Here is a 14,445-nt window from a genome sequence, read left to right as displayed (position 1 = left end):
CGTTTGATTTCTATTTATTCTTCTTCGTTTGAGTTGCTTTTCGCGTCTTCGCGCACATCGAACTCAACATGCCATTTTTGACCGTTATCAGCGGCAATGGCTTCTAAGTAAAGCGTACCAAGCTCTGTGACGCGAGAGGCTAGGGTTACCGGAACCACTTCACCTTCACGACGACCTTCAGATACAGGCAGCGTTACTTGGATTTCTGGAAGCTCTTCAAGCTCTTCTGGTGCCCAGTAGTCTAGGTGAGTACCTGCTAGGTCATCACGACGAACCGTTGAGCCGAAGAATTGGAAGTTAACCGGCTGACCGATGATCAAACCAAACTCTTGGCTTGGTACGTCAACGCTTGAGCCTTCTTCCATACCAAATGGTGCAACACAAAGTGCTTCCATTGGAGGCGCCATGCCCGGAATCGCAGGCATTGCACTTTCGATACCCACGTAGTACGCCGAAGCAATACCACCACGGATACGAACGCCTTGACCACGACGTACAGAGCCGTAGTAAGCTGCACCGCTAGCAACTGCAAGGTCTAGATCCACACCTGTTAGGCGTTTTGCCATTTCAGCATCTGCTTCAATTAGCCATTCGTTGATCGTGTCTTCTAGACGAGTTGCTAGAAGTTTCGATTTCAGAACACCACCGTTGAATAGGATTGCGGTTGGCTTGATGAAGTTAGCCGATTGCGCTGCATCCGCACCTGGCATACCAGGCATATTAGCGAATGGATTGAAATCTTGAGCTGCTGCTTCTGCGCCATTTCCTGAAGCAGAAAGAGCATTGGCTTGCTTAGACAAGAATGCAGCAATGTGACGAGTAATGCCTGCATCTTGTGCGTAAGGCAGACCCATTTGCGTTAGTGCACCACGGTTACGTTGAACAGGGTGATCAGTAATCGCAACTTGAGGGAAGAAGCCGTCAACCAGTGTTTGTTGTACTTCTTCTTGCGTCAGTTCTGTTTTCAGCGTTGCGCCAAGCAGTTTAGAACCTCGGCTTGGTACTACAATTGGCACTGACTGAAGCTCGCTGTCGTTCAATAACGCTTCTTTCGCGTCACGACATGCGTGCGTCATTGCCTGAACTTGCCATGGCTGTAGCTCTTTGCCTTCTTGCGCTAGCTTCATCTTCAAGCGGTACGCAAGCGCAAGGTCCATGTTGTCACCGCCAAGTAGGATGTGTTCACCTACCGCGATACGGTTCAAAGTTAGGTTACCGTCTTCCTCGGTTACTTCCACCAAAGAAAGGTCGGTTGTACCACCACCGATATCGACCACAAGCACGATGTCGCCAACTTCAACTTCGTCGCGCCATTTGTCGTTGCTGTTATCGATCCAGTTGTAAAGCGCAGCTTGTGGCTCTTCTAACAGTGTTAGGTGCACAAAACCAACATTGCGTGCTGCTTCTGCAGTTAGATCGCGGGCAGCAGGGTCAAAAGAAGCTGGTACCGTGATAGTCACGTCTTGATCGGCAAGGTTGTGATTTGGATTCGTGTGATTCCAAGCGTCTTTTAGGTGCTCTAGGTAAAGCTCTGTCGCGCGAAGAGGGGATACTTTTTCCACTTCTTCTGGGCTACCTGCTGGCAGGAAAGCATCACGACGGTTCACACCTGCGTGGCAAAGCCAAGATTTCGCACTTGCAACAAGGCGAATTGGCGTTTTCGAGCCTAGGTTACGTGCAACTGCACCAACCAGAGCTTTTGGCTCACTCGACCACGGAAGAACGCGTGATTGCGGGTTCATTTCGTGCTCGTGTGGTTGGTAAAGGAAAGAGCCTAATTGGCTACGAGTCTCTACCGTGCCCGGCGCAGTAAGTTGCGGGATAGGCATCACTTCAACGCGAGCGTCTTCGTTGTGTGTATCAACAAAAGACATGACACAGTGTGTTGTACCTAAGTCGATACCAACACTGAATTTAGGCGTCTGTTGAGTTTCAACAGATGCTTCTTGAGAATGGTTTTCTTGGTTCATGTGTTCCATTACAGCTCAACCTCAGCTGGAGCGATCACAGATGCATCGTAGTTCTCAGCCAGTTTAGGCAACGTCATTGACGTTGCTTTCCAACCTTTGTGAACTAGCGTGCCGTTGAATGGCGCGCTGCCTGTTACGTTGCCAGTTAGGCGGATTTCTTGTGGGTTGAAGCCTTCTTCAACCGTAATGCGAGTTTCTTCGTCTTCGTTACGAACGTGTGCTAGCGTCACGTAGTCGCTTAATACTTTTTGACCACCAGTGTGGATTACGCGAGCGGCTGCGCCAACTTCCTCATCAGAGAATGACGTTAGGTCTTCTTTTAGGAAGTCAATTAGACGAGCTTCTTGCTGCATGATAGAAAGCAGCTGCATTGCAGAGTCTGTAGATGCAGTAGCAAGCTTAGATTCAACTTCTACAACACGCTCGACGACTTTCTCTACTTCCACGACTTTTTCTACTTCTACGATCTTCTCGACTGGCTTCTCAACCTCGACGATTTTCTCGACTGGTTTTTCTACCACTTTCTCGATCACTTTAGATTTGCGAGATACCGCGATTAGAAGAAGTAAAACACTCGAAGCTGCAAGGCCTGCGTGCAACATATCGAACGTTTGAGGAATTAGGTTCAAATCAATGTTCATGACATTTTTCTCTTTCTATTGATTTACTGGTGCTCAGTATTGGCTCAGGTGTGTTTACTAAAAGGATCGGCTTTGCGACCTGCACCAAGTTTAGACATTAAAATGATGGTGGATGGTAGCATATTCAAGGCTTAAGACTGTAATAATTCGTGAATATACCGCATGATTAGCATGAAAAATCAACGATTAGATAGGGATGCAAACGTTGTTGCTTGATGTTTATCCACATGTGGCGCAGTATTTCCATCATTATCGAAGCTTTGCACGTAATTAACGTGGAACACTAAATGACATACAGCACGGCTCAACAGAGCATTCTCAAACGGTATTCTGCTTCTATTGTCGCTTTCATTGCGGTGCTTATCGTGACAGCGGCTATGGTTGGTGTTGCTTATAAAATCCAGCAGCGCTATACGATGACCATCTTCGATACCTTGGCGGATCGCCAAGCTGAATCTTTAAAATCTGCGGTAGAAAATGACCTTGAGTTTATCGGGGCAGGAGCGAATTTTTTTCACTCTGTCGATGACTCATACTGGTCACAATTTCCCTTGTATGCCAAACAAGTCGTTAATGGTTCCAAAAGCCTAGTTGGTCTGCAATGGATGGAGCGTGTTGACCCACAAGATCTCGATCGCTTCTTGGAAAAAACGCGTAAAACTTTCCCTGATTTTCATATCTTTACCGTGCCAAAAGATGGGCCTAAAACCAATGGCTACATCTTAAAAGATGGCGCTCCGGCGTTTATTGCAACCGACATTTACCCAAGAACGCCGCAGAACCTTTCTCTGCTTGGCTTCTATTCTTCGCGTTTGCGTTTCGAACTGATTCTAGATGACATTCTTACTCAGGGTAGAGCCAACATTTCCGATAAAGTGCGCTTGCTTCAAGATGGATACGATCAATCCCTCGATAAAACTGGATTGTTGGTCTATCACCCAGTGTTTAGCTACGACAACCACGAGCTTCTGGGCGTTGTCGTCGGTGTTGTTCGCAGCACTGTCTACTTCGACGAGTTGATCACTAAGACAGCGACAGAGCTCGATATGTCGATTAAGGTGGAAGATTTAGGCTTTGATGCATACGACGACCCATTGCTGTTTCAGAGCGATAATTGGAGTGACCTGAAAGGGAAAACTATTAGCCGCAAGATTCAACTACCCAATAGAGAATGGAAGGTAGAATTCAAGCTAACGGAATCCGTTTCTGCTTGGGAGCGCTCCGTGCTTTACGGGACGGGGATTGCGGGCTTGGTTATTGCACTTTTGATCAGTTATATAGTGAATCTACAGTCACGGGAAAAAGAGCGTTTAGCGGTCATGCTGGATAATAAAACGGTAGAACTAAAACGCATGGCAGAGTTAGACCCGTTGACTCAGTTACTCAATCGCCGCGTATTTAACGATAACTTACTGCATTATATTAATACTGGCGTTGCCTTTAGTTTGGTTGGCTTTGATATCGACCACTTTAAACGCATCAATGATAAGCACGGTCACTTAGCTGGTGATGAAGCTTTGCTCCATGTTAATCGATTGGTCAATGCGAATTTACTTGAAGGCGATCGCTTCTACCGAGCTGGCGGTGATGAATTCTGCATACTCTCTCGTTTAACCAATAAAGAAGAGTTGGCTGCTTATTTAGAGAAACTGCGTGGTATTGTCGCCAGCTCTCCTTTTGAATACGGGGCAACTCCTATTATCTGTTCTTTGAGCATTGGTGCAGCAGTGCATAAAGATGAAGATCCTGAGAGTTTGTTCCACAAAATGGACGTGCAGCTCTACCAAAGTAAGGAAAATGGCCGAAACTCAGTATCGATCGGTGATTAATTCAGCGAGCAAATTCGAGTTTTGAGATTGGTTACGGTAGAATCTCACGCTTTCAAATTTACGTTAGGAATCAAGACAAACTATGAACCATAACCGTATCGTCTGCTTCGATTTAGAAATGTGCTGCTGGAGTGAAAACGGCGTAGGTCGCACGGGTGAAATCATTGAAGTTGGTTTGGCTGAAATAGATTTGTCGAAAGGTGAAATCGTTAAGCGCGCTCAATACTACGTAAAGCCTGAACATGATGAAGTCTCATTGTTTTGCGCAGAATTAACTGGTATCACACCACGTAAAATTGAAAAGCAGGGCAGACCATTAGAGGAAGTGCTGAAGTCGATGCTAAAGAACTTTGGCGGTCGTAATAAGATCTATGCCTCTTGGGGACGTGATGACCTCATCTTGCTTGAAGAGTGCCAACAAAAAGGCATTGATGCCCCGTTTAGTGAGTTCATTAATCTAGCGACCTTGTATCGCATACAAAACCGCTTGAAAGAAAAACGCATTGGTCATAAAGCCGCACAAGAGGCCAAAGGCATCGAATGGGAAGGTCGCCAGCATTCCGGTTATGTGGATGCATACAACTTGGCGAAACTTGCGCTGACCATGCTATAAGCTTCTGTTTTCATAAATCTTTCATCGGATTTCAGTCTTCTCGTCATAAGCCGGCTTTACTTTGGTTGTTAGTAAATAACAACAATGTTGGCTAGCCTCTTGCGGAGATGACGATGTTTGATTCGGCTTAATCCAGACTAGAGACACAAAAAACGCGCTCATGTAGCGCGTTTTTTATTGGTTCTTACTGTTTATGGAAACTGTGCTTCACTGAGACTGCAATTTCGCTCGAATAAAATCGCTGTGGTCTACATAGAGCAGCTCCGCTGTTTTTCGAATTACGGCATCTTCCAATGGGTCAATTTCACCGTCAGCGTACGCCACTTCCCACATACTCTTGATCAGTTCATAGCGGGTTTCTTGTGAAAGCTCACGCAGTTGAGACGTAAAGTCATAAAGGGAAGTCGACTCACTCGATCGGTTCTGAGCCTGATTCAGTAGGGTGTCGGTCTCTTCTTCTGTTAGGGAAAGTAATTTCATGATCAAAGAGCGTTTGGTCGCTTGCTCTCTTTCATCGATTTGATGGTCCGCACCAGCTACTTCACAAAGCAAACATGCTATCGCCATATTGGGTGACAGTGTGTTGGATTGGCTAAGGTCCGAGCCTTCTATAAGTTGTTTAAATAATGAAGTAAGCGAATTAAACATGTTGAGCACCAAGCTGTTATCTATTTATTTAAGATGGTAATGGTTTGAGCAAATCTCAAGGTCTTGATTGAATTTGATCAAGATCTCATACGATTGAGATGACATTTTTGCTCAATACAGTATTTGACCGCCAAAAAGCAGATTTATTCCTCAACCTTTGTCGGCGGGAAATCGATTGAATCGCCTTCACTCGTTAAGATGCTGATATTATTTGGCTTTCCGTCTTCATCCAACCTCAGCTCGCCAATCGCACTTTGGTTCACGAGTCGATAGAAATTGTGATTGCTTGGGGCGCGTTTAAAAATCTTCAGACGCTTACGTTTGGTAAACAAGTTCAATGGCGAGCGAGGACTATAAAGCAGGCGATCCATTGCATCACATGCGCTCAGTAGTTGCGCAGGAAATTGGTTCTTAATCCCACTACAAGTGATCTGATAGATGTTTGGACTATTACGGCGAAAACGCAACTTGATGTCATAGGCGAAAGAGTAGTGTACATCGCCAGAGAGAATCACGAAGTTAGTTGGCGTTTTGGTGTGGGTGAAAATACTGATCAAAGTAATCGCACTGCCCGGATGCGCCATCCAGTTTTCTGCGTCAATCAGTAATGGCTGACCCAAGCCCGTCATGATGCGTTGCAGCGTTTCAATAAACTTCACACCAAACATGGGCGCGGCAGAGACAATGATCACTTTGTCTTGATGCATCAACTCTTGGTGGAATTCAATCAAGGTTTCCCAATCCATCAAGCCTGATGGTTTGTTCATACGAGACTCTGAACGCCAGCGACGAGTACGTGTATCCAGTACCACCACTTTTGGTGAGGTGTGAATCGTGTAGTGCCAATCTTCAAAACGATAGAGGTACTTTATGAACTCGTCTTGAGATTCTGAAGTCAGCTCTTCAAAGTAACGGCGCGCATGCTCCACAAACGAGGCGTTGAATTTTTCTGGCGCGTTTCCCCAACCTTGGCATAACCAGTAAGCGATCAGGCTGTTACCGATGATGCGATGTGAGAAGAGGTTCTCATTGGCTGCTTTTTCCCATCCAACCGTTAGGTTCCAATCGTCGGTCACGTCATGGTCATCAAAGATCATGTAAGTAGGAACGTGAGCGAGCAAACGCTGGACTTTATCCAAGCCTTCGACAAACGCATCGATATGGACTTTCTCATCACGCCAATGTTGTTGCCATTTCGGCTCTAACGCTTTTCCGCCCGTCGTAAATTCTCTTTCCAATAAACGTGCACGATTGACTAACGTCCAAGGTACTGGAGACCAAACGAGCAGGTACATCGCAAACAGTTCGGCAAAACTGATGAGATGGTTTTCGCATTCACGTGAACTGAAAATAGGGATACCACGATGGGGGAAGAACTTGCTCAGTAAGCTTCCGTCGTCCACGTAGTGGGGCAGAATGTTATCTCGGCCATAAAAGCAATCTGGGCTTTGATACAGTTCTTGCGTGTTTTTGATCGGTGCTTGCGCGAACTCTTCATCAGGCAAGCCTAGTAACTCGAGCAATTGCTCAATCGCATCCAGCATTGGACCTGCTACATGATCGGCATAGATTTGATCGCCGCTCATGATCAGCATATCTGGGCGGTCTTCTATCTGCTGGCTAGCAACTTTAGCGTCTGCTTGGACGAGTGTGTCCTTACTAAAATGATGTGGGTTACGACAAGAACCGTGCAATACATAATCAGCTTTCTCGCTGATCAAGAATTCTACACCTTGCTCTGTTTGCTTATCTTCGCCATAGATAAGATGGGGCATCAACTCGGTTAACAAACCGGATTGAGTATGGAGCTGATAACGCAGTGCACGGTGGGTAGGAAATTCGCCTTGCAGCGTCAGCATGCAAACCCAAGCACGTTTACCGACTTGTAATAGATGCTCTTTTGAAACAGGCTGAGAATAGTATTGTTCACCCGTGCCAGCATCGCTGATTTCAACCAAGCCTTCGAGAGGTTGCGTGGTCACCAACCAAATATTCACTTCCTTCGCGGTGACCTTTCTTAAAATCGGGCCGGCAACAATCAGGGGAAGAGAGGAAAGTTCATTGGTGTTGAGCGATGTTGGCAAAGCGGTTCCTTAATATAATGAATCAGTGTTCTGAATCTTCTTCGAGTATTTCGATAACTTGTGAGCTGCTAAGTTCATGTCCCATCAGAAACAAACCTAACATGGCGTCGGCTTTTGACACACTGTCGCTATCTTCATCAAGGATTTGTTGTAGGCGAGTACGAATCAAGTCAATTTCATGCTCAACAAAACCACGGCCTTCTTCTTCGCCTTGGCCATCTTCTGGTGCATTATCGAAATGCATAAACAGCATATCACCATCAAGCGTGGTGCTCTCTAAACGCTCTGGTAGCCATTCTTCACCCATTACGATATCGGGATCGCTACCATCAGGCAAATTGTTGATAAGGGAGATGAGTTCAGATGCTTTCACGATAAACTGCGGCTTTGGTCATTGGTTTTCTATTGTATCGACCAAACCGGAAAAAACTAAGCCCTTTCATCATCGAAACGTTTTAATTGCTTGCATTGTCATCATTTTGTTGTTGTGAGTAGACCGCCAAATATCGATAACTTTCACTTTAAATAAATTAGGAGATATAACTAATCAATCTTCAAAGGTGAAATCACGAATTCAATTATTGGTCCGATGAGTCGATTGATTTCATCAACAAATCTCAGCACTCTACGTCACCAATCGTTAATGAGAATGATTATCGATAATTAATTTAACTGACGTATAAATAGAGTTTTGAAATGAAACGAATAATGACCTTACTTTGCTTAGCGCCTGTATTTGGTGTGAGTGCTGCTGATAACAAGATTGAATCTTTCATGAATGCTTTTCATGAGAATCCTTCAAAAGTAATGAACGAGTTACCTCAGAAAGAAGGCGACACGTCTACCATCATTGTTGAAGAATCGGAATCCATTCGAGCATCCGTGCGTGATGTCATTATGGAGAGAGCGACATCAGAATCTCATCACTCATTTTCTGCAAATCTTAATAATGACAACCCGGCGCGTTTGGTGGATGTGGGGACTGGCTTGATTCGCAATCTCGATGAACTTCACCGTCAAATACCGAATTCAAAGCGACTTGAAGTGCAACCTTGGTCCGACACCTACTGGCCTCTGTATTCTGGTGCTGCTGCTTGGCGTTATGGCGACAGGGAACTCAGTGCGAGCAATTGGCAAGAGTATTTTGACTTTTCGCACATTCAAAAACCGGTAGTCTCGGTTCAAGGACAGGATCGAGAGGATTTATCTCCGGCAGAAAAATACGATTTGCTGGTGGCGGATACTCAATTTACGCTATCAAAACGTTCGTGGGACTCTGGCAAAGGGTACTACGAATCGAATGGCAGTGTAGAACGCTGGATGGGACTGTGCCATGGATGGGCTGCTGCGGCTTATATGCTTCCTCGACCAACGCAATCCGTCACTGTGCCAGATGCCAATGGGGAGCCTTTAAAGTTTTACCCTTCTGATATCAAAGCACTTGGAACTTTATTATGGTCAGAAGCACCGTTTGAAACACGCTTTATTGGTGGGCGATGTAACATAAAGAACCCTGCAAAAGATGAAAATGGGCGAGTGATTGAACTGGATTGTAATGACACCAACCCAGCCAGTTGGCACTTAGCGGTGCTAAACCAGTTGGGGTTATCTGGTCGTAGCTTGATCATGGATGCTACTTACGATTATCAAGTTTGGAACCAGCCTGTTTTAGGCTACAACTTGCAATATTTTAATCCACAAACGTACCGCTCGGCCTCCGACCCTGCAGATGTCATGATCAGCTTGGAATCTTACGACAAAGATCGTTTCTCTGCATATCGCTCACGTCGCGCAGCTTCCATTGTTGGTGTTCAAATGCAAGTCGAATACATGGTTGAAACGAATCCTACGCATCGCTCGACTGACATGCCCCGTTATGATGGCGTATCACGAGTGACGTATTACTACGACCTTGAAATCGATGCAAATGGACAAGTAATTGGAGGGGAGTGGTATCAAAATCGTCACCCAGATTTTCTTTGGACGCCAACACCAGCAGCGATGGCGAAATCCTATTATGACGGAAATGGCGAATGGGATATGTCTTTACCGATTCCGCAGAGTTGGCAGTACCAAGCACCACGTGCTTCTCGCTACACACAACCAATGACGGCAGTCGTTGAAGCTCTGTTTACCGCTTCGTCAGGTAAGCAGGATGACCAAGATGGATGGAAAAAAATAAAAACCAACACGGAGAGTGGCTCGCAGTGTCTTGATGTGGAGTACCGCGCATCAGGTGAGGGCTCAAGAGTATTTGGTTGGCGTTGTCATAATGGGGATAACCAAGAGTGGAAGTTAACTTCTGCAGGGAAGCTCATGAGTCGAAGCAACTCAGAATTGTGCCTCGATCAGCAAGGTATCGAGATTACTCTTGAGGAGTGTGGGGATGTTCCTACCCAACAATGGCGATGGGAAAACGGGCAGATAAAGAACCGCCTTGATAATTCGTTGAAGTGGAATGACCGCACTTGGCTAGTTGAAGCCGATGTACAAGGCAGTGAGTGGTACTTGGAATAGTTGAGATAAATACAGAGCCCGCTATCGTAGCAGGCTCTCTTTATCATTGCTTAATAGTCGTTACAGCTGCCTTCAAATGTCCAGAACCAGTAGTTCTGATAAGGGTCTGCTCCCCAGTTATCTTGTGTCGCAACAAAGCGGTTGCCCCAATACTTCACTGAAGAACCGGCAGGGTAGTAATTGTAAGGTGACCACTCTTGCAGAGATGCGCACTGGTCTTGTGGTTCTGGGTTTGGCTGTGGCGTTCCGTATGCCTCACTGACGGCAAGGTAGGCGTCAGAAGCGCTCTGCGTATTTGTTACAGTGACATAAATGTCTGAACCTTGAATACCACCAAAACCACACGCTTCTTCATTACCCATATTGGTCGATGAGCAGTCGTAATCTGAAGGTGTTGCTGGGCGATCAATCGCTACATAAAGTTCCACATTACCAAAGCCATTGTAAGTTTGTACCCAAACATCATCGCTAGAGGTTCGACGCAGAACGAACTGTTGCTCGTCTGCCGTGTTTCTTTGGATCGCGACAGGCATGTTGAGCGAAAGCTCGGTCATGCCAGTATCTGGTCCAGGGTTTGGATTTGGGTTCGGATTAGGTTGACCGCTTTCACAGTTCATCACCTGAACACCCACTTGAGAGAACGCAGACGTGACCGCGGAGCTTTCATATCCCAGCTTTTGCGCTGCCTTACATACGCCTTCTGCACCTTGTTGGAAGGTTGAGTTTGGCGTCCAGTACAACTGGTTCGCCGTTGCGTAAGCCATGAATGCTTTTTTGATGCTCCAGCCTGAGCTTGTCGCTAGGTGGTAAAAGGCTTTGTTGAAAATGCCTGAGCTGTGGTGCACATCGATGCCATTGTAGTATTGGTTTATATGGTCGATCGAGGAACCGTCATGGCTTGGGTTGATGAAGTAACGCATAGCGGGCGAGTACTTCATCACGTGTTCGCCCATCTTCCAGTTGAAGCTACCATGCACGTATTGGCTAAGTGCAGCAGCAGCGACATCGGAAAAGGACTCATTCATTCCGCCAGACATGCCGCGATATTCCAACCCTGAGTTTTGCTCGGTGAAACCGTGGCTGACTTCATGTGCGATAACATCCCAAGTCGCAAGAGGGTACATAGAGCTATTGCCATCACCAAAGGTCATCTGACGGCCATCCCAAAACGCGTTGCCATAGTTTGAGCCGTAGTGAACGCGCATGGTGAGTTTTTGTTGAATAGGACGTGCGCCAAGCCACTCACGGTACATGTCAAATACACGTTGGCCAAAGTAGTGTGCGTCGTTCATTGGCGCGTACGCTCCATTGATTTCTCGGTAGTTATTCACGTTGCAGTTGAAGCGATGAACTTGACCACCCCATTGTTGGTTGTTCATGTTGATCGTTTCGACATTATCACTGTTCATCTGACAGTATTGGTCAACTTGGAATCCACCAAACTTTGTATTTGGGCCAAAGTAATAACGGCCACTTTTTTGGTTGCCGCCTGGGCCTTCTGCTTCAAGAAATGCAAGACCTTCCCATTGGTCCATGATCTCTCCTGATTTTGCATCGACCAGCGTGATAGGACGAGAGGGACGTAGATTGACAATTTTCACCGCATCGACTTTGTAGATAAGGTGCGCGGTATTTTGTTCGTCTAGCCAAACCATTAGTTCCGCACGAGCATCATTCTCTGGAGACTCGTTAGATGCAAAACCTTGCTGATGAGTGCCCGTTGCGATTTCAATCGCTTGGTTTGCGCTGATCATTGGCAGCGTCGAGTCTAAGTCGTTGTCGATTCCAACCACCACATTACCGTCAATCGATTGAGCAAAGCCTTTTGCGGAAAGATCTGCGACGACAGAGTGACCATATACAGGTACGCCGTAATGCAATTGTTGCTTACGAACTAACGTTTGTTGACCTATTTCTACTCGGTTGATGTTTTGATAACTCAGTTCGGTACTTGCTGGCATATAGGATGATTCACCAGCAATATTGAGTGCTTCAGAGAGGTCAGTTTGAGAGTGTTCCACAATTTGTGCTGCCTGCGAGGCAAACGCGAAAGGGACAAGCGATAATAAAGTGACGTTTCGCATAATTAACCTTTGATTATGATTGTGTATTTTCTTATGTGTATGTATTCATAGCAAAAATGCGATTGCAGATTAAAGATAAAATCCAGAAATGCGTAAGTGCAATTGGTTGAATACTTGAGGTTAATTCAAAACAAATTTATAAATCGCCTAAAATATGGGCGGTTATAACGAGGTTAAGTAGTCCTGTAGGAATTTTTAACCGATAGACGAATAAAGTCAGATATACTCGTTGTGATTGAATACTGTCCTAATTACAGCGACATAGGAGAGTTATGAAACACCTACTAGGAACATCGCTAGTCTGCTCAGGCTTATTGTTAAACGGAGCCGCATTTGCTGAGTCGAAGCATGCTGAACAAGAGTGGGGTATTGCAGCGATGTACCGCACTGCTGCGATTCCTTTTTATACAGCTGACGATGACTCGACAGTAAGCACGTTTGTGCCAATGATGTTCTTTGAGAATGAGCACCTTTACATTGATGGCCTTGAAGGTGGTGTGTTCTTATATGATGAGGACGACTCAGATTGGCGTGCGAGTGCGATCATGCGCTTTGTTGACATACCTAAATCGGTTCAAAACGCTTTTGAGGGCGATCGCGTCGACTTCGGTGGCCAAATTCGTTACAACTTTGACGAGAACTGGCGCGCCGAATTCGAAGTGATGACGGATGACGAATTCCAATTTCATTCCAACTACCGTATCGCGGCTAACTATGAGTTAGGCGACTGGGAGTTGGAACCTTCTTTTACCATTCGTTATAAAGATGCCGATTTCAACAGTACTTATTACTCGTTTGATGAAGTAACGGGCGAGAAAATTGGTGCAGGTATTGATGCGAACTTAGGCATTAAAGCCCGATACCACGTCATTTCTAATTTGTATCTACTCGGCGAAACGAGCATTACTCGTCTCGACAGTGAAGCGTACAACAGCCAAATTGTTGAAGACCGCTATCAGGGTGAAGTATTCGTTGGCTTTGGTTTCTTCAATGACAAAGGGAAGGCTCGTAAATCAGAGTTGAGCAACCGTCCGTATCTGCGTGTTGCACACGGTTGGGCAACGCCGTCCAATATTGGCGATATTTTCAAATTTAATGCCGAGAAGGACGAGTACAACAACCAGCTCACCTCATTATTCTACGGACACCCATTGACGGATGAAATCTTCGGTTTCCCAATTGATATCTATCTAACACCAGGTCTGGTCCACCATTGGTCATCGGAGGTTCAATCTTCCAGTACTGAGTATGTGATGGCGATTAAGGCGTATTACACCTTTAATTGGCCGACCAAATGGCGTTTCGGTGTTGCAGAGGGAATGTCTTACATCGATAATATCACCTACATCGAAGGTACTGAGATGGAAGAGAAAGGCTACACCGCAAGTAATTTGCTGAACTATCTCGACTTCTCATTTGATGTAAATGTAGGTGATCTGTTTAACCAGAAAGATTGGGAAAACATGTGGGTTGGTTATTCGTTGCATCACCGTAGTGCTATCTTCGAGAGTGCTTCTCAGTTTGGCCGCATCAAAGGCGGTAGTAACTACAATACGATCTACTTCCAGTACGATTTTTAAGCTCAGCTGAAAACAAATACGAATAAGCCTCATCTTGACATGAGGCTTATTTATCTCCTGTTAATTGGTAATTATTCTTATTCCTATTCTTCGGTATTCGAATTTATTATCCATTCAATTTAAAAACCATTCTAATATTTAATTGAATTGACACCTCTCTGACCTATTAATATTTCATTCATATAAAACGTTGAAATGAAATATAAGATTGCATTTAGTATTTTTTAATAATTGACTGTGGTCAAGATTATCACCCCTTAAATCTACAAGGATATTAATAGTGGCGGGTGGCCATGCCTTAGTTGCTCAAGGCTTGTTCTGTCTAGCTTAATTGATGGTTTTGTAGAAATGTTGCTTTGATTTGCCTTGTGTATTAATTAAAGCGAAATTAGATATTTTCAATGAATGCCTATTTTGAAAATACAATCTCTATGTCTTTTATTTCTAACGAGTGTTCTTTCCCCACTTAAAGCCATTAA

General features: G+C 45.2%; 10 protein-coding genes. 4 read left to right on the top strand and 6 right to left on the bottom strand.

The features are described 5' to 3' along the window. Nucleotides 1–14 precede the first annotated feature (14 nt). Together OQJ86_RS10695 and OQJ86_RS10690 are read right to left on the bottom strand one after the other, a co-directional pair. Nucleotides 15–1,979, bottom strand: coding sequence for an Hsp70 family protein (locus tag OQJ86_RS10695; RefSeq protein WP_265987713.1), 1,965 nt, complete (start codon nucleotides 1,977–1,979; stop codon nucleotides 15–17). Continuing rightward, nucleotides 1,979–2,611, bottom strand: coding sequence for a DUF2760 domain-containing protein (locus OQJ86_RS10690; protein ID WP_038872281.1), 633 nt, complete (start codon nucleotides 2,609–2,611; stop codon nucleotides 1,979–1,981). The genes OQJ86_RS10695 and OQJ86_RS10690 overlap by 1 nt, the downstream gene beginning before the upstream one ends. Nucleotides 2,612–2,898: 287 nt before the next feature. Here OQJ86_RS10690 and OQJ86_RS10685 point away from each other — a divergent pair, with 287 nt between their 5' ends. Both OQJ86_RS10685 and OQJ86_RS10680 read left to right on the top strand, forming a co-directional pair. After that, on the top strand, nucleotides 2,899–4,440 hold the full coding sequence (locus OQJ86_RS10685; RefSeq protein WP_265987712.1) for a sensor domain-containing diguanylate cyclase: 1,542 nt from the start codon (nucleotides 2,899–2,901) through the stop codon (nucleotides 4,438–4,440). 82 nt (nucleotides 4,441–4,522) lie between these two features. Then, the gene (locus OQJ86_RS10680) at nucleotides 4,523–5,053 is read left to right on the top strand and encodes a 3'-5' exonuclease (RefSeq protein ID WP_038872287.1); all 531 of its coding nucleotides are present in this window, start codon (nucleotides 4,523–4,525) and stop codon (nucleotides 5,051–5,053) included. A gap of 207 nt (nucleotides 5,054–5,260) precedes the next feature. Here OQJ86_RS10680 and OQJ86_RS10675 read toward each other — a convergent pair whose 3' ends face one another. The 3 genes from OQJ86_RS10675 to OQJ86_RS10665 all read right to left on the bottom strand — a co-directional run bounded on the left by OQJ86_RS10675 (nucleotide 5,261) and on the right by OQJ86_RS10665 (nucleotide 8,158). Continuing rightward, entirely contained in the window at nucleotides 5,261–5,701 is a 441-nt protein-coding gene (locus OQJ86_RS10675; RefSeq protein WP_005451837.1) for a TerB family tellurite resistance protein, read from the bottom strand. A 143-nt stretch (nucleotides 5,702–5,844) separates the two neighbouring features. After that, nucleotides 5,845–7,785, bottom strand: coding sequence for an alkaline phosphatase D family protein (locus tag OQJ86_RS10670; protein ID WP_265987711.1), 1,941 nt, complete (start codon nucleotides 7,783–7,785; stop codon nucleotides 5,845–5,847). 22 nt (nucleotides 7,786–7,807) lie between these two features. Further along, complete coding sequence (locus OQJ86_RS10665; RefSeq protein ID WP_265987710.1) at nucleotides 7,808–8,158, bottom strand: hypothetical protein; 351 nt, start codon at nucleotides 8,156–8,158, stop codon at nucleotides 7,808–7,810. A gap of 335 nt (nucleotides 8,159–8,493) precedes the next feature. Here OQJ86_RS10665 and OQJ86_RS10660 point away from each other — a divergent pair, with 335 nt between their 5' ends. After that, nucleotides 8,494–10,302, top strand: a complete 1,809-nt coding sequence (locus OQJ86_RS10660; protein WP_416236451.1) for a ricin-type beta-trefoil lectin domain protein — start codon at nucleotides 8,494–8,496, stop codon at nucleotides 10,300–10,302. Nucleotides 10,303–10,352: 50 nt separating this feature from the next. Here the strand turns inward: OQJ86_RS10660 and OQJ86_RS10655 are convergent, their stop codons facing one another. After that, complete coding sequence (locus OQJ86_RS10655) at nucleotides 10,353–12,386, bottom strand: M4 family metallopeptidase (protein WP_265987708.1); 2,034 nt, start codon at nucleotides 12,384–12,386, stop codon at nucleotides 10,353–10,355. Nucleotides 12,387–12,658: 272 nt separating this feature from the next. On the opposite strand from OQJ86_RS10655, the gene OQJ86_RS10650 reads away from it, so the two are divergent. Continuing rightward, nucleotides 12,659–13,966: a MipA/OmpV family protein gene (locus tag OQJ86_RS10650; protein WP_265987707.1), complete on the top strand. Its 1,308-nt coding sequence runs from the start codon at nucleotides 12,659–12,661 to the stop codon at nucleotides 13,964–13,966. Nucleotides 13,967–14,445 lie beyond the last annotated feature (479 nt).

Source organism: Vibrio sp. Sgm 5, from assembly GCF_026241575.1.
Lineage (GTDB): Bacteria > Pseudomonadota > Gammaproteobacteria > Enterobacterales > Vibrionaceae > Vibrio > Vibrio jasicida.
Note: the sequence above shows the minus strand (reverse complement) of the source record. Positions and strands in the feature narration are given on the sequence as shown.